Consider the following 22982-nt stretch of genomic DNA (forward strand, 5'->3'; position numbering starts at 1 on the left):
TCATAACTTTATCGTTTCCAATCTTTACGTCTTAGGTCTGCTCTGTGACTCCTGTCAAAATAAATCTATCTGCGAAATTCATAGAGACTATCGTTGCAGCGGATTCGAGCGTGCGCGATCAGTCGCTCGATTCGCTTTGTCGAGGCATGACTCGCGACGATTTGCTCGCAGTTGCAGAAGGCCTCGATAAGTTTCGGCGCGACAACGAGAATCTGTACCATCAAGTTCGCGCCCTGTTTTTCTTAACGTCCATTTATCGCTATCAGCTTCCACCGCTTCTGGACGAATGCAAGAACAGCTACCTCCCCTACGAAGCGTACGAACAAATTCTGCGACGTCACAGCAACGAAGCGATCGACAAGTTGTTGCATGTGCAGAATGAAGAGGGGCCTTCTGTTTTGATCGCAAGCGCCCTGTCCCGCGCCTACCATCAACTTGCGTTTCAACGTCTAGCAGACCAAGTCCGACGCAGCGTGCGTACGGTCCGCGGCAATCAGTGGATGTTCCGAATTGGACATCCGAGTGACTATCCGTTGCGATTGGACAAGCGGATGCTTACTCGCGACAGCGAAACATCGCCATTTCCAATCCTGCGCGAAGAAACCAGTGTGCGTATGGATTTTTCGCACTCGGGTTGGAGCGACATTTTCTTCTTGGGGATGGATTTTCCCGAAGGGGCTCGCGTGATCAACGCGTCGATTAACTTGGGCGTTGAAGGTCGCGATAGAATTCCAAAGCCCCCGGTGGAAGCTTATGTTCGGGTTATCGACCGACCCGTGCTGCGACTTGTTAGCGTTGACCTGCAGGCCGAAGTTGAGCTGACTAAGATTGACGACCTTTTCGATTTTGCAAAAGACTATCTTGGCCTGCTCAAAGCCGCGGTGATCGCCTCAGGATTGGTACCACCAGCGATGGAAGGGTGTCACCGGAGTATGGCGGAACTTTTGTTGCAGCTTATCGGCCGGCCTAACTTGGGATTGGAGATAGTGTCTTCGGTGAACAATATTCCGAAAGGCTCTCGACTTGCCGTTTCAACAAACTTGTTAGGCTCGCTAATATCAGCCTTGATGCGCATCACAGGCCAAGTCAACGAGTTCACCGGACGGCTTTCGGCGGAAGAGCGAAGACTTATTACGGCACGAGCAATCTTGGGTGAATGGCTGGGCGGCTCAGGTGGCGGTTGGCAAGACTCTGGCGGCATATGGCCAGGCATCAAACTGATCACGGGCGCAACGGCGAATCAGGATGATAGCGAATTCGGGATCAGTCGCGGTCGTCTGTTACCACAGCATACGATATTGGAACGGGACCAGATTTCAGATGAAGCCCGCTGGAAGCTTGAAAAAAGCTTGATCCTTATCTATGGCGGGATGGCTCAGAATGTGGGCCCGATACTGGAAATGGTTACCGAAAAATATCTTTTGCGTTGTGACGACGAATGGAAGGCCCGCAAGCTTGCCATTGGTATCCTTGATGAGATTCAACTCGCTTTGGAAGCGGGCGACATTCAGCGTGTCGGGCAACTGACAACTTTGAATTTTACAGAAGCACTGCAAGCGATCATCCCGTGGTGTACAAACCGTTTTACGAATTCCATGATCGAGCAATGCTCTGAGAGATTCGGGGAACACTTTTGGGGCTTTTGGATGTTAGGTGGCATGTCCGGCGGAGGCATGGGCTTTCTCTTTGATCCCGAAATTCGGAGCGAGGCTCAGGATTGGTTGGAAAATGCATTAGTCGACACGAAACGAGCCATGGAGACGCAATTGCCGTTTGCTATGGATCCCGTCGTTTACAATTTCGAAATTAACGATAATGGAACATCGGCAGATCTTCTGGAAGGTGCCGCGGCAATGCTGCCGCGCGGCTACTATTCCATCATGGTTCCGAAATGGCTCAAAGCCGATCTTCGCACGATGACACCACAAGTTCAACGCGAATGGATACGCTTGAGCGCCCAAGTTCGCGACGATGTCGACACGTCGCAGTGGATGCTTGACTGCGTGTTGCCTCAATCGCAAAAGGCCGATCAGAAGACCAATTCGCTTCCAACACTACTCGTTGAAAACGGCTTTGATACGACAGCGCACAATGAATTGCGTGAAGCGATTTTAAACGGCCGAATTGGGCTTGCTCAGAATTTGTTACCTCCGCAAACAAAGATTGAAGATGTCGCTTCTGAGCATGTCTTTGAAATGCGACGTGATGCTGGCGAGGCTTACCGGCTCAAGGGCGAGCAAGCGATTGTTGATGGCAGAGTCGCGATTGTAACGTTGGCCGCCGGTGTAGGCAGCCGATGGACTGGCGGCGCCGGCGTTGTCAAAGGTTTGCATCCTTTCTGCCAGTTCAACGGCAGGCACCGGACATTTATCGAAACGCATTTAGCCAAGACGCGGCGAGTTTCGCGGCGATATGCAACGCAAATTCCGCACGTATTCACGACCGGTTATCTTACCCATGACCCGATCGAAAAAGTGCTCTCCGCGAACGGCAATTACAACTTCGAGGGCCCGGTTTATCTATCAAAAGGCATGTCGGTTGGCCTGCGCATGATTCCGACTCCTCGCGACCTCCGATTTTTGTGGGAAGAGATGCCTCAGCAAGTCCTGGACGAACAACAACAGAAAGTAAAGCAAAGTGCCCAAGCGGCGCTTCTGCAATGGGCGGAAGACGCTGGGCCAGCGTCGGATTACGTCGACAACCTGCCAATGCAGTGCATGCATCCCGTTGGACATTGGTACGAATTCCCAAATATGCTACTCAACGGAACACTGGCAAAGCTGATCGAGGATCAGCCTCAGGTGCAGTTCCTGATGTTACACAACATCGATACACTCGGTGCGGCCGTCGATCCAAGCTTGCTAGGACGTCACATCGAAAGTGGAGTCACGCTAAGTTTTGAAGTTATTGCCAGGCGCATGGACGATCGTGGTGGTGGACTAGCGTTAGTTGACGGCCGACCACGCTTGCTTGAAGGGCTGGCAATGCCAGACGAACGCGCCGAATTCAAACTGACTTATTACAACTCGATGACCACGTGGATCAATATCGATGAATTGCTTCGAGTCTTTGAACTTAGCCGACAAGATCTTCATCGTCCCGAAGTGGTTCGCGCCGCTGTCCGAAAGCTTGCAGCACGACTGCCAACTTACATTACCATTAAAGATGTGAAGAAGCGTTGGGGGCAAGGCCAAGAAGATATCTTCCCAGTTTCCCAGTTCGAGAAACTTTGGGGCGATATGAGCAGCCTTCCTGAAGTAAGCTGCGAATATTTTGCGGTACCGATCCAACGCGGACAGCAACTAAAAGACGTCGCACAGTTGGACGGCTGGGTCCGCGACGGGTCGGCTGCCTATGTCGATTCGATCTGCGACTGGCAATGAGCCCCTGCGAGCCTCCATCAGCGTGCGTCAAGCAAACTTAATTGCCGGACGCACCATCGATTGGCTAACGATTATTTGACGCTCAACGGTAAGCTTTCGCTATGGCTACTGAATTCTGGAGCGTACATGCACTGGATATTGGCCATGCCTGTTTGATATTCACCTCGCAACTGGACGCGAGTTGAATATTCAAACACGTAAGTTCCCTTTGGCAAGTAATCGATGAAGAAGTGGGTTGCCGTGTCACGTGTCGACTCATAGTACGCGAGTCCATCTTGAAACTTGTAACGCGAAAGGACGTTCACTGGCTCGGTACCACTGCCGCGGTGATCTCGCAAGTGAACATATTCCATGTCGCGATCGGTTCGCAGGACAACACGAACAACCAATTCATCGCCGACCGAGACTGGTCCTTCAACTTTCTTGAGCGTTGGGCCTTGAGGCGTGTTGCTCTTGATATAAAGCTCCTTGGTCAGGCTGAGCGGATTACTTGCATGAGGAGTGATCTTGGCGATATCCTCCAAGTACTGCCAATGTACGCCGCCCCAAGCGACTCCTTCATCGACTTTTGTTAGGACGATTTCGCCTTGGGCAGCCTTGATGTCCGAACCCGTGTATCGTTCTTGGAAGAAGCCCGTACCGGCCTCAACGTTTTTCGGCCTGATCTTTTCGCCGCCCAGCGACACTTGAACCAGTTCGTTCGAACTTAACAACTGCGTACCTCTAAGCAGGAGGGCATAGACGGCGTCGGCTGTTGCTTTGGTCGTCTTCCAATTTTGAGTTTGCTTTTGCTTGAGAAGCCAAACCTTGCAGTCTTCGACAGCGGCTGTATCGTTCATGACTTCGTCAAATGCTTCGATCATCAAAGCCTGCGATTCGATTGGAGCGTGGTACCACCACCACGATTGTTCGGTATCACGCCAGAACATCCCCATCTCTTCATTGCTCACAGAGCGCTCTTTGATCGATGCCATGATACCTTTTGCGGAATCGAGTCGTCCGAGTCGTTTGAGCGCAATTGCTAGATGAGCTTGCGATTGTCGGTTATTCAGTTCCAACCAATACTGTTGTGACTGAGCTATGAAGTAATCGAATGCTTCTTTGTGCTCGGGCGCGACCGGTAGATCGTCAAGGAAAAAGCTGCGCCCGTACAGATACAACGCAATCGTCGAGCTTAGGTGGTTTTCTTTGCGATCGACCGCCTTAATGTCTTCGTAAATGCGACTGATCCAACCGTCCAAGGAAGCGAGCGACCGAACTGCTGGTGCGGTATCGACGGGGACACCGAGGTGTCGCAATCGACCGAAGCCAGTCGTGATGTACAACGTAATATATTCGTTGTTACGTCCACCTGGAAACCAAGACCACTGGCCGTCGGGCAATTGGGATTCGGTAAGCTTTGACATTGCACGAGCTATTTCGCTTTCCAAGCGATTGTTGTCGAAAAGCAATCCGACATTGCGTCGCGCCTGAGACTCGTCTTGAGCATCACGATACCAAGGAGTCTCTTCGAGTGTTACCGCTTTTAGTTCCTCGTTTTTTGCCAATGGGCTGTCGAGCGCTGGAGTGGCACGCCATTGAGCGAAGATGCGTTCGATTTTCGGATCGCTGCCGGCAATATGCTGAGCGAGTGCGTTAGCATAGAGCCGATTGAAAGTCTGTTCGTTACATTCATATGGATACTCCATCAAATAAGGCAGCGCCATGACAGCGTACCAAGATGGGTTTGAAACCATCTGCACGGTCAACGATTGGTGCGTTAGAGAATCGGAACTGCCAGACTTCAGCAGTTTCTCAAAATTGATCGTCTTCGTCTGCTTGCCGCGAATCGGCAGTTGGATGGATTCCGCTACCAAGATCTTTCGTGGAAGGATTGGCAGATAGCCTTCTTCACCGTCGGATACGCGGCCGCTCGAACCTAACGCCTTGTAAGTGATGAACTCGAGTCCATCGGGTACGTTCAACTTCCACGAATAGGATTTTGATTCGCCGGCCGCAATGTCGAACGCTTGGTCCGTGTTGCTGTTTCCTAGCGAGCCATCGACAGAATCATTGGTTCGAGCATCGGCGAAGGTAAGTCGCACTGTTCCGTTCTGCCGAGTTGCCGATTGGTTGCTGACCTTTACTGTGAACTCGATCTGGTCGCCTTCTCGCAAAAATCGAGGCGGGTTCGGTTGAATCATCAGTTCTTTCGATGTTACCGTCGAACCGGAAAGGAAACCCGATCGCAGTTCTTTATCGTGAGCAAAACCAAGGAACTTCCATTCGGTTAATGCTTCCGGCATGGTGAATTCAATGCGGACCGATCCATCCTTGCCGGCGATCAACTGTGGAAAATAGAACGCCGTTTCCGATAGGTTCTTGCGAGCGGAAACGTTGGAGAAATCGATATCAGATTTGCTTTCCTCCGAATTAAGTGCAGCATTCGTAATTAACTGAAGTTCACCTGCTCCATAGGCCGCAGTCATCGCAGGCTCGGCCGCCATCATGTCAGCTTCCATCGGAGCCGCTTCCGCAATACCGAAATCGGCACTATAGCCTCCGCCAGCAGCCGGTGCCCCGCGACGCATCGATTTGCTAAAGAACAACTGATTCTGCATGTCTTGAATCAGACTGTTCAAAAGTTGCGGATAAACGATATACGTGCTTCTTGTGTCGATCGGCAGATTATCCAGGCGAATGGCAATGGACTGGCTCGAATTCTGGAAGCTGGAATTGGTTCGGCTATACTCCTGGCGGAAGACGTTGAACGCTCTTAGCCAATCGTGTGTGATAAACGCATCAAGGGAAGCATCGTAAAGCGTTGCGACCATCTCGGCCGCTGCTCGTTCTGAATCGGGGCCGGTGACGATCGCCGTCCAAGTTTCTTTTTGAGCCGGTTCCAGCTTGGACGTAAAGTGCTCCCACTTCAGTTCTAGTTCTTTGTTCTTCCAAGGCACACCGATTTGTTGCGTTTCGATGTAAGCGCGATTTTCACGGACCATTGTTGTTCGCAGAGTAAAACCGCCACGCATTGCTTCGCTGACTTTCTGGTCAATGACAACTTGTGTACGTGTGGCATCTGTCCAAAAGCTTTGTAGTAGCTTGCCGCGGTGTTCGATTTCGATGTAGGCGCGTGCCGAGTCGTAGCCGCTGCCCCACACGGCTTTTAATTCGTCGCCAGGTTGCAGCGAGTTTTCTTCGACCTTCAAAACGTTAGGTATCTTGATCGCAAATTTCTGAGCTTCGAGATCCACGACTTGTATGGGAAGCTGTGCTTCGACTTCATTTCCATCAGCATCTTTCGTCTCCAGCACTGCGCGAAACGCTCCGGCGTTCAAGTCAAACTCTACCGACGCCGTGCCCGCTCCATTGGTATTGAACGGAGCTTCTGCAACGACATCGCCAAGCGCCCAAGTGTTTGGATCGCTCAGGTCTCTATCGGGTTGCTCGCCGGGCGCTGGTAGGATTTTAGCCCCATAACCAGACGGTTGATTGAACTGGTAATCGAACTGGATGGGATCAATACCGCCGAGATTCGGGCGGACGACCTTCTCAGGCTGCTTAAGTGCGTAAATTTTGATGATGCCCGTCGCAGCCTGACCAGCTCCGTTGATCGACCTCGTGACTACGTTAATCTTTGTCGGTTCGTTACTAACTTGCCAATCATCGGCGCTCATTTCCGCAGTCATCAATTTGAAGCCGACGCGGATGGAAGATTCGGTCGAACGAGTCTCACCAGTCGTGTCGGTCACATCGGCGTAGGTTGTGTACGTAAAGATTGCGTCTTTGTCATCGCTGGCGGAAGGATCAGGTTTTGCCACGAAGTTAACCGTGAACGCTCCATTGGGATCCGTTTCTGTGATTCCGTTTGCTATCTCTGCAGCGGGTTGTTGAGGAAACGGCCGCCACCAGTATCGCCAATGCCACCAGCCTGGGTACTGGACTTGGCGAACCACGCGCCACGTCACTTTGGCGTCGTTGATGGAAGCGCCGGTGTAAGATTTTGCGTTGCCTTTAACCGTCACGTCGCTGCCAAGCTTTACGGCGTCGGTCATGTCCTCGAGTTCAACTTGAAATTTCGGCCGCTTGTATTCTTCAACACGCACTGAAGTACCGCCGTTCGCAACGCCCTCTGTTTGGATAGACATGCTGCCCATCAAGCGATCACGTGGAGCAGTGAATGAACCGGAGAAGCTACCATAGTCGTTTGTACGATGCTGTGCGCGTTCGATTTCTTTGCCATTGGTATCAAAGAAGACGACGTTCATATTTTGATTCGGAAGCACACTATACTTGTCATTCTGCTGATCAAAGGAATAGGAGATGCCTTTGTAGTTGATCGTTTGGCCAGGTCGGTAAATCGCGCGATCGGTAAAAAACTCCGTGCGTGACTGAATCGCTCGCTCTTGCCGTTGTCGATATGAATGGACAAGATCGACGGAAGAGAGTGCATCGCCATCTTTCTGGGCGAGCAGCAACATGCTACGGTTGTTTGCCGCCGCAAAACGGAAGATGCCATTCTTGTCTGTTTTGACCGTCGCCAGTTTTACCATCTGCTGGCGGTTGTTAGCATAGTTTTGCTGCCAGCCATCGACCGTTGCTGATTCAATCGGGTTGCCAGTTTTACTATCCAGCACAAAGCCCTCGACGATTCCCGTTTCATGATTGGTTCGCAAAACAAGTGACAGATTGCTGACCCAAATCGTGGTCATGCCAAGTCGGTTGGACGTGTCGGCAAAATCTTCACGGTGACTCGATAGGAGATAATAGGAACCTAAAGGCAGATCGGTCGGAACTTTTAGTTGTTCGTTCTGCGTCTTAAAATCTTCTGACTTGGGGAGATCCGCGCTCCACGCTTGCGTTGGAGCTTGTCGCAAAAGCCGCTGCCACTCTTGCTCATCTAAGTATTGCTGCGGCAATTTTCCGTTAGCGAGATCTGTTCGAAAATCAAATTTGACTAGGCGAAAGAAGACTTTTTCGACGTTACGATAACGAACGTTGATCACCGGCGCCGGATCAGACCAAACTCGATCAACGCTGGCACTGAGTTCAGGATGTTCAATTTGCTGAATCAGGTTATAACATTGGTTTGCACCGATACTTTCAGGGAAACGCTCGATAGCTTTTTGAGCAATCTTGCGTACCTCAATAAAGTTTTGCTTCTGGAATTCAAGACTTGCGAGCTCGGCAAGTGCTCGAGTCGAAATTTCATGGTTTGAGTTACCTTCATCAAATCTCTCGAGAGCCCGACGATAAAAGTCGTCTTTTCCTTCGCCTTTAGCTTGTTTCTTGCCAAACTGGAGCCGGATGAGATCGGCATCAAGCAGCGCTGCTTTGTCTTCGTCGTCCAGGTGAAACTTAAGCAGTTCTTGATGAAGCTTTATCGCTTCGAGAATCAGCGAGCGTTCGTCGGGAGTTTCGGGATTCCAGGCGATGAATTCGCTACGAGGTGCAAAGATAGGACTATCGGCGCTTAGATAAAAGGCATCCTGCACAGCGGCACCCGCTTGTTCTCCAGACGAGTAGAATTCAATCGCGTTATGGGCGATCACGTCGAACATCGTAGGGCGAAAAGTATTCGAAACAGTGCCAGGTTCGAGAATCGCTTTGTAGTCTTCAACGGTGAGTTTCTGCAACTGTTCAGAATATTCGAAGGTCTTGTCGAATTGCTCGTCGACTGCGGCCAAGATCTGAGGCAAACTCCATGTCGTAAAATCGTCGCCGGGCACTTCCGCGGTCTGCGTTCGTTGCATGAACCGCCAACGGTTCTGTTGGAAGTAGTGCCAATACCAGTTGGCGAGAATCGCATTCAGAACTGGCTTCGTTTCGTCGCTCGCTTGCTCGATCTCCTCTTTCATGCGAGTGATTTTTTCCTCTGGTTTGTTCCCCTGAATGGAGCCCTCCAACATTATTTTGAGGCTGGTTGCTTTGACTAATTCTGGGTAGTTATTGCTGGATTTGGTCAATTCGATAATTGGCTCCAATCTTTGGATAGCCGATTGAGGAAGCCCTCGATCGACGGCCGTTTGATAAGATGCCCAGAGAGATTCGAGCGTAGGTTTATCGGAGTTCTGGGACACAGCAATTTTGCCTGCAAGAAGAATGACCAATGACAGCAAGACAAGTTTAGAAAGCGGGCGTTTGACCATGATGATCTCCTGATTCGAAGAGGTTTTTGCAAGCAAGCAAAAAGCACTATGAGTTTCGTCTTCCATGTACAATCGTGGCGGTATTCCGCAAAAGTCGTAAGTGCGTGAAGCCTCATGCCAATGGAACCACACCGACGCATTGCGACATTATCGCACCGTCTCGACGAAAGTGCTAGTTGGCATTTCTAATACGTTAGGGAGTCGACTTTATTAAGCAAGCGCGAAATAAAAGACCGATTCGTGGCTTGAAAGGCCTTCGCTCGATGGTAAAAAGCTTGTCGAACTGCAGAATTTGAGGATAGATGTTTTTCGGGCTGACTATACAAAGGCTTGTGATTGAGTATGCGACTGGTACTTGCGACGACAAACGGAAAGAAGCTTGCGGAAATGCGGCGGCTTCTCGTTCCTTTGGGTTTTGATATTGCCGACGTCGACTTGTCGAGTGCTCCAGATGTTGAAGAGACCGGAGCGACCTTCGCGGAAAATGCTGCCATCAAAGCGATTGCTCAAGCTAAACACTTTGGGCTGCATGCGATCGGCGAAGATAGCGGTCTAGTTGTTCCGGCTTTGAATGGCGAGCCTGGAATTTACTCGGCAAGGTATGCGGGGCGACCTCACGATAATCCAATGCTTAACGATCAAGCCAACAACGACTTGCTTTTGGAAAAGATGTCGCTGCTGAAGAACGAGCAGCGCAGCGCTTACTACGTTTCATCGATTGCACTTGCCGATCCGGCAGGCAACATTTTGATTGCTACCGAAGGCGAATGCCACGGACGAATTTTGCCACAGCGGCGAGGTGAAGGCGGGTTCGGCTACGATCCGCTTTTTGAGATCGTCGAACTTCATCGGACTTTCGCGGAGCTTGCACCGGCCGTCAAGTCTGCTATCTCTCATCGCGGCCGTTCTCTGCGTGCCTTCTTGCGGTTGCTTCCTGGCAAAGCGAGCGCGGGCGATTCAGATTAGGAAGTTTCGTGCGATCGTCGGATACGCCATCTTGCAGTCTCGCTTTATCGCCAAGACGCTAAAAAGTTGCGATTTGCAATTCGGGCCGGGGGTTTATATCTGAGTTCGTATCGGATACGCTTTAGTAATGTTCCCTTCCTTAATGCCTGTTTGAATGTTGGAGATCCTACCCATGGCGACTGTTGCTGAAAATCCAGCGGATGTAAAAGTTGAATACACAGAGTGCTTTATTGGCGGCAAATGGGTCCCGGCCAAAAGTGGTAAGACCTTTGAAACGATCAATCCCGCTACGGAAGAAGTGATCGCGGACGTCGCAGAAGGCGACAAGGAAGATGTCGACGCAGCCGTTAAAGCGGCTCGCAAAGCGTTCGACAATGGCCCATGGTCTCGCATCGATGCACGCGATCGCGGTCGTCTGCTTTACAAATTAGCCGATGTAATCGAGGAACAGATCGATGATCTCGCAGCGCTAGAAACGCTCGACAATGGTAAGCCGCTATCCGAAGCACGCAACGGCGACTTGCCACTCGTCGTCGACTGCTTGCGATATTATGGTGGCTTTGCAGACAAAATCCAAGGTTCGACGATTCCTGTTCGAGGTAACTATTTTACCTACACGCGTCGCGAACCTGTCGGCGTGGCTGGTCAGATTATCCCTTGGAATTTTCCGATGCTGATGACAGCTTGGAAGTGGGGGCCAGCCCTAGCAGCAGGTTGCACCATTGTTATGAAGCCAGCGGAACAGACGCCGCTGACTTGTTTAAAAATGGCACAGCTTGCACAAGAGGTCGGCTTTCCTGACGGCGTTATCAACGTCGTTCCCGGATTCGGCCCCACCGCTGGCGCCGCAGTCGTCAATCATCCCGGCGTCGATAAAGTCGCTTTCACGGGCGAAACTACGACGGCCAAGATCATTATGAAGGAAGCGGCCAACTCGCTTAAACGGATCACATTCGAGCTTGGAGGCAAGAGTCCGAACGTCATCCTTCCGGATGCCGACTTAGACAAGGCAGCTCAAGGAAGCTACATCGGACTGTTCTTGAACCAAGGCCAATGCTGCTGCGCTGGATCGCGCGTCTTTGTACATAAGGACGTTCACAAACAATTCGTGGAAAAGCTCGTTAAGTTGGCGGCGAATCGTAAAGTCGGAAATCCTTTCGACAAAGGTACCGAGCAGGGTCCGCAAATTGATCAAGCGCAGTACGACAAAATCATGTCCTACATCGAAAAGGGCAAGGCTGCTGGCGCGACATGCGTGACCGGAGGGGAACGAGCTGGCGATCGAGGTTACTTTATTAAGCCAACCGTGTTCGATAACGTTACAGACGATATGGAAATCGCAAGAAATGAGATCTTCGGCCCGGTGCTCAGCATTTTGACCTACGACAATTGGGACGACCTATTGACTCGTGCCAATGATACCTTCTACGGATTGGCGGCTGCCGTATGGACGCGCGACATTGCCAAGGCCCACGATTTTGCGCGACGCGTTCGCGCTGGTACGGTCTGGGTAAACTGCTACGATGTGTTCGATGCAGCCGCTCCGTTTGGCGGTTTCAAGATGTCTGGTCAAGGACGCGAGCTGGGCGAAGAGGGCCTTAAAGCGTACACCGAGACCAAGACGGTGACGATTTCGTTGGACATGTAACAAGTAGTAGTATGCGAGCAGAAATAATTGCGATTGGTGACGAACTTACCTCCGGACAAAGATTAGACACCAATTCGCAATGGCTCGCAGCGGAACTTGCCAAGCTGGGCGTACGCACGGCGTTTCATTCCACGGTCGGTGACTCTCTCGCGGAAAATATCGATGTTTTCCGTTCGGCTGCCAATCGCAGCGACCTAATTATTTCCACCGGCGGCCTAGGCCCAACAGCGGACGACTTGACGCGAGATGCGATTGCAGATGCATTTCAGCGGCCGCTTGAGTTTAGCCAAATCGCGATGACGCATATCGAACAATTGTTCGCACATCGCAAACGACCAATGCCCGAGCGCAACCGTGTGCAAGCGATGTTTCCGCAAGGAAGCCGCCTGATCGATAATCGCTTCGGATCGGCACCAGGAATCGATCTTGATGTCGCTGGCGTATCTTCCCCGTCGGGTGCAACTCGCATTTTTGCTTTGCCGGGTGTACCGGCGGAAATGCATGAAATGTTTAGTGAAGTAGTGCGCCCGCGATTGATCGACGAAATGGGCGTTGGCAAAGAGCAATGGTACTTCAAAAATCTTCGGCTCTTCGGGCTGGGCGAAAGCGACGTTGAAGTCCGAATTCCGGATCTCATTGCCCGTCAACGTGAGCCGCTCGTAGGAATCACTGTATCAAGAGCGACGATCAATCTACGAATTGCGACTTTGGCTGCCAGTCAGGAGGAAGCAGATGCTGAAATGCAATCGACGTTGCTTGAGATTCGTTCTAGCTTAGGCGAGTTCATCTTCGGGGAAGACGACGACGAGTTGTGGGACGTAGTGCTTCGACGACTGTTGGAGCGGAGCGAAACGTTGAGCATTTTGGAGTATGGAGTTAGCAACATCGCCGGCCCATTTTTTGCCGCAGCGCAAAATTCGCTTTCTCCCGCGCAGCCAATTGTACTCAATTCCCACTGGCAGTACGTGGCGCCCGATGCAAATGAAACCGAGCGACATGCAGCGTCGGCCGATTGGCTGTTAGTCTTTGGGCCAGTGCCGAAGGTTGTCGCTTCGGAAAAGCCGGCCGGAGAGGTTTTGGTGAGCGTGTACCATCACTCGAACCTAGCGCGGCAAGAATCGGTGCCGTTTTCAGGCCATCCAGATATAGTCCTGTCGCGCTTGGCAAAGCAAGCGACCAAGATTCTGTTCGAATTGGTCAGCTGAACTTGCTTCAAGATCTATTTCTGCCCGTCGGCCGGTGCCCAAAAATTCTAGGAATTCTTCCAAACATGCTTCCCGCAAAGTATTGACAGTCACTTCATTATTGTATTAATGTACTAATACAAGGGAGGTCGGTTTTATGCGAATTCAAGTAAACGACGATGGTATGCCGCTGTACCAGCAGGTTGTGCAGCAGTTGCGGCACCGGATCCTGGCCGGTCAGTTAGCTGCTGGTGACGAGCTTCCGGCGATCAGAAGTTTGGCAATTCAACTGCGTGTGAATCCGAATACGATCGCGCGAGCTTATCGGGAATTAGAGCATGAAGGGTTGGTAGAGAAACGTCGGACGCGTGGGACCTATGTCGCGCCTCTGGCTGTGAGTCTTGCCACCGCGGAGCGAACCAAGCTCTTGATGCCTTCGATCGACGAACTACTGGTGCTCGCTCAAGGTCTAGGCATTCCCATCGACGAACTAGTTCAGCTAGTTCGATCGCGTGAAGTATCACTTTTCGAAACTAGCTTGGCTGCAAAGGAGCATTCTCATGACGACCAGAACTAGTCGACCTATCGAAGCTACGAATGCATCGTTGCCGATCTGCATTCGCGAATTATCGTACGGCTTCGGAAAGACTCAAGCGTTAAATGGCGTTAGTCTCGAGGTCGCCTCAGGCACCGTACTTGGACTCGTCGGCGTTAACGGTGCGGGGAAAACAACTTTATTGAAACATCTGTTAGGCCTGTACCGTCCTCACAGTGGCACAGTACGAATCTTTGGACAGGATCCGATCGCAGACCGCGAGACGGTCTTGAAACGGATAGGATTTCTGTCTGAAGAAGAGTCCTTGCCTCTTTGGTTGACGATAGCGGACATCATGGGTTTTTGCCGTTCAGTTTACTCGACTTGGGATGAACGATATGCAAACGATCTCTGTGACATGTTCGAATTGTCTAAGACTGCAAAGCTATCGTCGCTGTCCAAAGGGACGCGAGCCCGAGCAGGCTTGATGGTAGCCATCGGTCACCGTCCGGAAGTCCTAATTCTAGATGAACCTAGCAGCGGGTTGGATCCGATAGCTCGCAACCAAATTCTTGAGTCGATCGTTCGTGCCATCAGCGAGGATGGCCGCACGGTTATCTTTTCCAGCCACTTGTTAGACGAAGTACAACGGCTAAGTGATTCGATTGCGATTCTTCACCAAGGACAAATTATCGAACGCTTTTCTCTGGAAAAACTGGACAGTTGTTTTGTAGAAATAATTGCAGAATCGTTGACACACCCACGGCGACTAGCGGAACTCCGTGGCATTCCTGAAGTCGTTAGCGTGCGTGAGTTCGATTTCGAGGTCTCCATCATCCTAGAATTCGACCAACGGTCCACAACCAGTTCCCAGTCGGCTCAGGCGTTCTGCGCAACGAACCAATTGTCTTTAATCAATCATAAGCCAGTAAATTTGGAGACGTTCTTCGAAGCAAGAATTTCCAAGAGTCAGTCTGCAGTTGGTCAAACAAAGGTGGTAGCATGAACGAAACTCTGTCGCTCGCAAGGTTACTGTGGGTTCGCAATCGCTGGCCGTTGACTGGATCGGCGTTGACCGCTTTGTCTGGAGTCATGCTAACCATTTTGCTAAGGCAAATTTTGCCGGAATTGGACGCCCCATTCTATGTCGGCATCCTAGCGATCTGTTTGATGCCGCTGGCTCTCATTGCGACTTTTGCCTTAGACTTCGGCAACCCAGATCTCTCTAACGCGCAATCCGGGTTCAACCCGTGGCTATTGCGATCCCCAATTCGCTCATTTAAAGTCGTCAGCGTGCCATTAGCTGCGAAAAGTCTGCTAATCGTGATGCTTGTATCGGTTGGCTTCTTCAGCTCTGTACCCCTCGAACATTATCCCGATTTTCCTCTAACTTCAGTGCTAGCCTGGATGGCCACCGCGATTTGGGTGTCCGCAATAAGTTGGCGGAAGTTTGAAACCGCGTGGTTGAGAATCTTGGCGATAATCGTTGTGCTACCGTTGAGCTACTGCCTTGGTATTGCCCATATAGTAGTCCTATACGAGTTACGATGGTCGACGCTATGGCTAGCCCCCATCTATCTCCTGAACATGGCTTGGCTAGGCCTAAGTCTCGTTTTGGCGCACCGCTGGTTTGTTAGAGCGCGTTATAACGAAAGTTCGTCTGCTCAGAGTACCGTACGCTGGGTTGGCGAGAAGGCGACCTATGTGTTGGATTCCGTTAGGCAGCTTTTATCCAGTAACATGCTTAACGGGGCAAACACGGCTGCCTCATACACTGACCTCGTAACGCGGCGGCATACGATATTAGCATTGTCTGCGTTGCCGATCGTGGTGGTGTGGGCGATTCTTATTGATGATCCCATCCCAAGTATTTTGCTGATTGCTTTCGGGATATATCTTGTCTTTCTTACCAGCAATGGAGCGGCAACCGAGCACAATCGCAGCGGTGATCGTCGTTTGCCGTTACTGATTGCGACCAGCCCGCTTACGGAAATTCAGTTAGCGACTTGGCAACTCATGAAGAATCTGCGTTGGAGTCTTATCGCGATGCTTGGTGCTTGCGTCATCCTTTGGTTTGATTCGTGGATTAACGCGGCGGCGTGGCAGCAGCGGCGCGAATTACTATGGTGCATTGCGATCGTCAGCCTGTTTCTGTCCGTATCGCGCGGGCTAGCTTGGATTTGGCTGTATGACCAAGACCGCAGCAAAGCAAAATTTGTAGCCTCGTTCTTAAATGCGTTGGCGATACTCGTGCCACTGATAGCCGTTTTGGTCTGGTTTATAAATCAAAAATCTTTGGAAAGCACGCAACGTACGCTGCTAGAAATGCGATCGACACTTCCGCCACTGATCATATTTGCGCTCGTGGCGAAATGCGTCATCGTTGCAATCTCAGTGCGAATTCACTTAAAGACATTCCCGAACACAACACATCGATACGCTTGGTTGTTCCGTGCAACCTTAGCTTGGATGTGTCTGGTTGCAACCGTTACCATCCCAATATTAGGGATCACTTATTCGGGCGTACAAGCTACCGGGCTCTCAAGTTTCACTGCCGAAATGTTGCGTTGGTTAACGCAACCAATATTGATTGTCAGCCTCGTAGCATTATTAACGCCGCTTGCTCGATTAATAATACTGCCATGGGCAATCGGGCGTGATCTTCACCGTTGACGTTGTATCGTTACCTTCCAGGGTGCAGCGACTGTCTCAACCCACACCAACGCAACGTATGCATCTCGAAAAGGCAAACATCGAATCGAGAACCACGGCTACCTCGCGATTATTGCATTTCAATTATGGATTGTTAGGATTGACAGAAGGTGGCGGGGGGTTTTCAAGTTTCATTGAAGCTGTCGAGCAAGGCGTATTCGCCGCAATGAATTCGGATGCCGCAGGCGTTAGTTCTGGTTCTTCCGGCAAGCTGTTCCATCGTTTTCGCCATTCTACGCTGTGTCGCTCGTACAGAAAGTCAACAAACGGATAAAGGAAGTGATTCAACACGATTATAAGAAATGCAAGTAAGAGTATCAGTAGCACTAAAGTAGCTCCAGAACGTGGGATGCTGCGATAAACTAGTGGGTCGATCAGCTCAAAAAAGAACCGTGCCTAGTGGAGCGTATGTACCCCAGACAAACATAACTGCGCACCATATCCATCGTGAAAGTTGCATCTTCATTTTCGAGGATGCAGCCATGTGTCGTCCCAATCCACATACAACGCTTGGTCGCTGCCGGCGAATTCGCGGATCAAGTAGCCTCGTTTTGTTGCCGGAGTTCCATCGGGTGGCATACGCGTAGCGCGGTCGAGATTCTGACGATCGATCAAGGGCACGATCTCTCGCTGCCGGGCAATCCGTTGATAATATCCCTCAACGCCAACTTCGTGATAACGAATATCTACTTTCTTACGAGTAGCAAACGAAGCATTGGCTGGAAGGTGTCGTAAAATAGTCTGCTTGGTATACCAATCACTGCGGGCGATCAGCCATTGCGAGTCTTTTGGATCGGTATGTCGACTTTGCAAACGACTTAACATGAGTTGCCAGGCGTTGAGGATCTCCCAAGCTTCACTGGGCGTTCGTTTGTTCGCATGGAGAAAACGTCTTGTATGTTTCACAAAGTAATCCTGCAGTGCGAGAGCGGACCACTTTCGTCCCTTTAAATCTACCGCTTCAAAATCAAGGTTCGAATCGCGAGCAAATCTTCGTAATACGCGCTCGCAACTTCTAATCTTTGGGCAATCTTTCAGAAAACCTGCTTCGATCATATCCAGGACCAAGCAAGTTGAACCGATTTGTATCCAGCGTACAAGTTCGTTAGTAGACGTATCGCCGCAGCATATCTGCAGACGCTGCCGTTTTCCGAACAACTTGCGATACGCGACGAATCCACTGGTATCGTCAAGGCACAAGCTGCGAAACCAATGCGATAGATCAATGATCGGTTTTTTAATGCCATCTCCCGAAAAGCCGATATAGTCTGTCACCTGTTGAGCTCGAGCACTCAACCAAAAACAGCCGTACTTATCAACATGCCCGCCGCCGTCCATGATGACACGCGACGCGAGGAAAGTCCCAAGCGCATTCTTTTGTTTTTTCAGCAATGTGCAGCGACAGAGCTGGGCGAACATGAACTCTAGTGGAGCGTGGCAAGCTTCGAGCATCTTGGCGGCGGCCCGAATCCGAAAACTACTAAAGTTTTGGGGCGAAAAGGGTTCATCTTCTCCGTTGTTCTCTCGTGTCGTTAAGAAAGTGCTTCCAAGCGTTAATACCAAGATAGTCTTGGCGAAGACTCGATGGCAAAGGAGCAGTGGAAACAGGAGTAACAAACCGAGACGCCAGAGCCAGAGCCACGTGCCGCTCGCGATTTCGACTTCGTAATTCTCTTGCTGGCCGTAGCTTCTCCCAAAGGCATCAGAGCTATTTCTAATCGCGGAAAATGGAAGTTGTTCGCGACCTACCGCAAACGGGTCGAGCAACGCTTCCGTGATTAAATGATCAAAAGCCGTCGAATACGCGACTACCTGCTTGGGACGCTTGCACTGTGGGGTAGCGGTTTCTACGAATCCAGTATATTCAGAAAGTGTCGTTCGTACCGGTTCCCAAGATATGCTGCCACCATTGGCGAGAAAACAGCGATTAGGATTTCGCAGCGATTGCACGAGAGGCATCCGATGCGCAACAGATGCCACGATTGCATGATACAGCAAATGTGAGTTGCGATGTTTACCGTCGGCATAGCGAAAGGCATACTCCGTCTCAATGCCAATCAAGCGCGACAACACCGGCGAGTCACTCACCTTCGCAGTCGACTTTGGTTTCTTGTAAGTATTCAGAGCTATGGTATTGCGCATCTTCGACAATCCAGTTAATCAGATCGTCAACCGTTCGGCCATTGCGGTCAGTCGTGATCGCATCACGTCCAGCCATAAACATTTCTTTATCCGCAGAACCGAGCCAGTCGTTTGGTTCATTTTCCATGAGAAGTCTCCAGCGGTTTTGACGTCGTAATACGCCTCATTCTAGCAGAGTTAATTCGTGCGCTGACGGGCAACGCAAGATTTGCGAAAAAAATCAGTCGCTGAAAAAGTGTCGACTTTTCGTCAATCTTACACGACCCGCGCGCACTTGCAATTTGCCAAGGGGAAAACCCCTATCAAATAACTACGTTGGCGTAATGATTCCCGCGACCGTCGAGAATCCGCCCTTTCCTGACGTACGGTTCTTGCCGAAGGTGAGTATACGCATGTTCGCTCGTCCGCGGGATATTTACGAACCTTCACGTGTTAGCTTGCCTTTCACCACGCCAGCCCTCATACTAGTAGTTGCGTTAGATTCGAACCAAGTCCTCTCGGGCTTCCCGCCTCTTGCCTTCTATCGACCCGCACAATGACTCTCCTATATAAGTGTGCGCCAACGTTTCGACGAACCCGCAGTTTGCTCGTCCTACTTCTGCTTTCGTCAACTCTGGTCGCGCAATCTTCATTATCCAGCAGCGGCAATTCCCAAGCTGATCCTCATATCGCCAACTTCATAAAGTCTCACTGCGTCGATTGCCACAGTCCAGAGAATCGCGAAGGCGGTTTGTCACTCGTTGAGCTGCTCGAACAGCCAGTCGAATTACGCGCAATGCCGTGGGAGTCGGTCGTTCGCAAACTTTCGGCTCGACAGATGCCACCAGTCGGTAATGCTCGCCCCAGTGAAGCCGACTACGACGATACGATTGTTCGCTTAGTTAATAAGCTTGACCATGCAGCAGCGTCGGAACCCGACCCTGGCCGAACGGATTCTTTCCGACGCCTGACTCAAACGGAATATCAATACGCGATTCGAGATCTCTTGGCCCTGGATATAGATGCTAGCGACTTGATTCCGGCCGATGAGTCGAGCCATGGTTTTGACAACATCACGGTCACGGGACTATCTCCGGTGCTGCTGGATCGTTATGTTTCGGCGGCGCAAAAGATCAGTCGATTAGCGATCGGTGTCCGAGTCGAACCTGCAGCAGAAAAAACGTTTCGCGTTCCACCCGACGTCACGCAAGACGCCCACTTGCCAGGCACTCCCATCGGTTCACGCGGTGGAACTGTGGTTCGTCATACGTTCCCACAAGATGGTGAATACGAAATTCAAGCTTGGCTGATGCGCGATCGCAATGAAGAACTCGAAGGAATGCGTGGCGAACATCAACTCGATTTTCTAGTTGATCGAGCTCCAGCGAAATCGTTCACAATTGCCCCGCCACCGCGCGGCCAGAGCGATAAAGTCGTTGACGCAAACTTGATTGCCAGAGTTCCAATCAAGGCAGGCCCGCACGATATCGCCGTTGTCTTTGCAAAGAACTCTTCTTCGCTCCTTGAAACTGCGCGTGAACCGCTGAATGTTCACTTTAATTACTACCGACATCCACGAATTGAGCCAGCCGTCTATCAAGTCACAATTCGTGGGCCCTTCAACGGACAAGCGGGCGGAGAGACCCCTAGTCGCGAACGTGTTTTCATCTGCTACCCAGAGAAACCTGACGAAGAACTCAAGTGCGCGGAGACGATTCTGTCGAACTTGATGCGTCGAGCATATCGACGAGAAGTCACAGCCGACGATTTGGAGTCGCCGATGACTTTCTATCGCGAAGGACACGCCAGCGGTGGCTTCGATGCCGGAATCGAACGGGCGCTCTGCGCTATACTCGTGAACCCTCAGTTTCTGTTCCGCATCGAACGCGAGCCAGCAGGAATTGCACCCGAGACAGCATATCAACTGTCGCCCATCGAGCTGGCATCGCGACTGTCGTTCTTTTTATGGAGCAGCATACCGGATGACGAACTGATGGGCCTCGCGATCAACGGGACGCTGCGAGAGCCTGACATCTTTGAATCGCAAGTGCGACGAATGCTTGCAGACAAAAAGTCGGACTCAATGATTCGCAATTTCGCTGGTCAGTGGCTCTATCTGCGCAATTTGGATTCCGTCATTCCCGACATGAGGCTCTATCCTGATTTCGATGACAATCTGCGGCAAGCATTGCGAACCGAAACGGAACTCTTCTTGGAAAGCATCGTGCGCGAAGATCGCAGCGTGCTCGACTTGATCAAGTCGGATTACACTTTCCTCAATGAACGACTTGCCAAGCATTACGAAATTGAACATGTCTACGGCAGCAATTTTCGTCGGGTCTCGTTAAACGAAGCGAGCCACCGCGGCGGCTTGTTGCGACATGGCAGCATCTTGACGGTGACCTCGTACGCGACGCGAACTTCGCCCGTGATTCGTGGACATTGGGTATTGAAAAACATCTTGGGAAATCCACCGCCGCCACCACCTCCCGATGTGCCAGCCCTGGAGGACAACACTGTATCTGCCTCGCTATCGGTTCGCGAACGATTGCAGAAACATCGTGAAAATGAAGCGTGCGCGGTTTGTCATGATTTGCTGGATCCGGTTGGCTTTGCACTTGAGAATTTTGATGCGATCGGGCGTTGGCGTGAAATGGAAGACGGTCGACCGCTCGACGTGTCTGGTGGGCTGCCTGACGGTGACGAATTTGACGGAATCGACGGCCTCGAACAAGGATTATTGAAGCGTCCAGAATTGTTTGTTCAAACGCTGACTGAAAAGCTGATGACTTTCGCGTTAGGTCGCGGCTTAGAACACTTCGATGCACCTGCAGTGCGTCACATTGTTAGCGAAGCCGAACGATCGAACTATCGCTTCTCGGATATCGTGTTGCAAATTACAAAGAGCGTTCCATTTCAGATGAGGAAATCACAATGATCATTTCGCGAAAAGCATTGCCTCGGCGGACGTTCCTACGAGGGTTCGGGACCGCGCTTTCGCTGCCGCTCTTGGACGCCATGATCCCAGCGATGACCGCAGTCGCACAAACGCCTGCTAGTGCAACTCAACTACGGCGGCTTGGTTTCGTTTATATGCCGATGGGATGCGATGTGACACGCTGGACACCGCCCGGAACCGATCGCCTTGATGAGTTATCGCCGACTCTCATGCCACTAGCTCCGGTTAAAAACAATGTTTGTATCGTATCCAATCTTGAGTTAAAAAACGCTTACCCGGGTACACATGCTACATCGAACTCTTCTTTCCTGAGCGCGGCCAAGGCGAAACGGACCGAGAGCACGGATTATCATTTAGGGACGACTGTTGATCAAATTGCGGCGGCTCAAATCGGACATGATACGCAACTTCCGTCGCTCGAGCTTTCTATGGATCTGCTGTCGGTCGTGGGACAATGCGACAACGGCTACGCATGTGTTTATCAAAACAACCTTTCGTGGTCATCGCCGACAACGCCGTTACCGGCTGAAGCCCATCCCCGTATCGTTTTTGAGCGACTGTTTGGGGAAGGTCGCGACGCAACGGCTCGCCGTGAAGCGATGCGTGAAAAGGCGAGTTTGCTCGATTCGGTTTCGGACGAATTGAAGAGACTCAAGAGTACGTTAGGACCAAGTGATCAGCGAAAAGTCGACGAATATCTTCATTCCGTTCGCGATGTAGAACAACGTATCCAACGCGCCGAAGCTGCTGCGGCAGAAAACTCTTTGCCAGACGTTGATCGTCCAACGGGTGTGCCCGCTTCGTACGCAGATCATGCGAGGTTGATGTTCGATTTGCAACTGCTCGCTTTGCAAGGCAATATTACGCGCGTTGTAACATTTCAGTTGGCACGAGAGACCAGCAATCGATCGTATCCCGAAATTGGCGTGAATGATTCTCATCATCCGCTAACGCATCACGGCAACGATCCCGAGAAGATCGCCAAGATGGCAAAGATCAATCATTTTCACGTATCGCTCTTTGCCGAATTCCTCGAGAAACTTCAATCGACCCCCGAAGGAAGTGGTTCGCTGCTCGACAACGTGCTCTACCTTTACGGCAGCGGTATGGGCAATCCTAATGTGCACGACCATACAAACCTTCCCATCATTGTAGCAGGCGGAGCGGCCGGCAAAATGCGAGGCGGTCGTCACATCCAGTGCAACGAACCAACACCGCTCGCGAATTTACATTTGTCGCTGTTAGATAAAGTCGGCGTCCACCTGGATGCCTTCGCAGATAGCAGCGGGCGTTTTGATGAACTGTTCGAACCTCTTCCCGTTTAACTTAACTTGAGCGTCGCG

The 22982-nt window shown here is 51.1% G+C and carries 13 protein-coding genes; 9 read left to right on the top strand and 4 right to left on the bottom strand.

Annotated elements, in window-relative coordinates; all coding sequences use genetic code 11:
* The first annotated feature begins 44 nt into the window (after positions 1 to 44).
* The gene (locus tag SH451x_RS11865; RefSeq protein ID WP_479362668.1) at positions 45 to 3383 is read left to right on the top strand and encodes a UTP--glucose-1-phosphate uridylyltransferase; all 3339 of its coding nucleotides are present in this window, start codon (positions 45 to 47) and stop codon (positions 3381 to 3383) included.
* Positions 3384 to 3454: 71 nt separating this feature from the next.
* Here the strand turns inward: SH451x_RS11865 and SH451x_RS11870 are convergent, their stop codons facing one another.
* Positions 3455 to 9514, bottom strand: coding sequence for an alpha-2-macroglobulin family protein (locus SH451x_RS11870; protein ID WP_479362669.1), 6060 nt, complete (start codon positions 9512 to 9514; stop codon positions 3455 to 3457).
* A gap of 342 nt (positions 9515 to 9856) precedes the next feature.
* On the opposite strand from SH451x_RS11870, the gene rdgB reads away from it, so the two are divergent.
* The 6 genes from rdgB (at position 9857) to SH451x_RS11900 (ending at position 16520) form a co-directional block, all read left to right on the top strand.
* Positions 9857 to 10480: an RdgB/HAM1 family non-canonical purine NTP pyrophosphatase gene (rdgB, locus tag SH451x_RS11875; protein WP_479362906.1), complete on the top strand. Its 624-nt coding sequence runs from the start codon at positions 9857 to 9859 to the stop codon at positions 10478 to 10480.
* A 172-nt stretch (positions 10481 to 10652) separates the two neighbouring features.
* A complete protein-coding gene (locus SH451x_RS11880) occupies positions 10653 to 12128 on the top strand; it encodes an aldehyde dehydrogenase family protein (protein ID WP_479362670.1) in 1476 nt (491 codons plus the stop codon).
* An 11-nt stretch (positions 12129 to 12139) separates the two neighbouring features.
* The gene (locus tag SH451x_RS11885) at positions 12140 to 13333 is read left to right on the top strand and encodes a competence/damage-inducible protein A (RefSeq protein WP_479362671.1); all 1194 of its coding nucleotides are present in this window, start codon (positions 12140 to 12142) and stop codon (positions 13331 to 13333) included.
* Between the two features lie 136 nt (positions 13334 to 13469).
* The gene (locus SH451x_RS11890) at positions 13470 to 13889 is read left to right on the top strand and encodes a GntR family transcriptional regulator (RefSeq protein WP_479362672.1); all 420 of its coding nucleotides are present in this window, start codon (positions 13470 to 13472) and stop codon (positions 13887 to 13889) included.
* A complete protein-coding gene (locus tag SH451x_RS11895) occupies positions 13873 to 14853 on the top strand; it encodes an ABC transporter ATP-binding protein (protein ID WP_479362673.1) in 981 nt (326 codons plus the stop codon). Before SH451x_RS11890 ends, SH451x_RS11895 begins: the two co-directional genes overlap by 17 nt.
* A complete protein-coding gene (locus tag SH451x_RS11900) occupies positions 14850 to 16520 on the top strand; it encodes a hypothetical protein (RefSeq protein ID WP_479362674.1) in 1671 nt (556 codons plus the stop codon). Before SH451x_RS11895 ends, SH451x_RS11900 begins: the two co-directional genes overlap by 4 nt.
* Positions 16521 to 16643: 123 nt before the next feature.
* Here SH451x_RS11900 and SH451x_RS11905 read toward each other — a convergent pair whose 3' ends face one another.
* The 3 genes from SH451x_RS11905 to SH451x_RS11915 all read right to left on the bottom strand — a co-directional run bounded on the left by SH451x_RS11905 (position 16644) and on the right by SH451x_RS11915 (position 18828).
* Complete coding sequence (locus tag SH451x_RS11905) at positions 16644 to 16850, bottom strand: hypothetical protein (RefSeq protein WP_479362675.1); 207 nt, start codon at positions 16848 to 16850, stop codon at positions 16644 to 16646.
* A gap of 171 nt (positions 16851 to 17021) precedes the next feature.
* Positions 17022 to 18647, bottom strand: a complete 1626-nt coding sequence (locus SH451x_RS11910) for a proteasome accessory factor PafA2 family protein (RefSeq protein ID WP_479362676.1) — start codon at positions 18645 to 18647, stop codon at positions 17022 to 17024.
* Positions 18640 to 18828, bottom strand: a complete 189-nt coding sequence (locus tag SH451x_RS11915; protein ID WP_479362677.1) for a hypothetical protein — start codon at positions 18826 to 18828, stop codon at positions 18640 to 18642. The genes SH451x_RS11910 and SH451x_RS11915 overlap by 8 nt, the downstream gene beginning before the upstream one ends.
* Before the next feature lie 408 nt (positions 18829 to 19236).
* Between SH451x_RS11915 and SH451x_RS11920 the strand changes: the two genes are divergently transcribed.
* Positions 19237 to 21618: a DUF1592 domain-containing protein gene (locus SH451x_RS11920; protein WP_479362678.1), complete on the top strand. Its 2382-nt coding sequence runs from the start codon at positions 19237 to 19239 to the stop codon at positions 21616 to 21618.
* On the top strand, positions 21615 to 22964 hold the full coding sequence (locus SH451x_RS11925; protein ID WP_479362679.1) for a DUF1552 domain-containing protein: 1350 nt from the start codon (positions 21615 to 21617) through the stop codon (positions 22962 to 22964). The genes SH451x_RS11920 and SH451x_RS11925 overlap by 4 nt, the downstream gene beginning before the upstream one ends.
* The last annotated feature ends 18 nt before the right edge of the window (positions 22965 to 22982 follow it).

The sequence above is a fragment of the Njordella aestuarii genome, assembly GCF_056494165.1.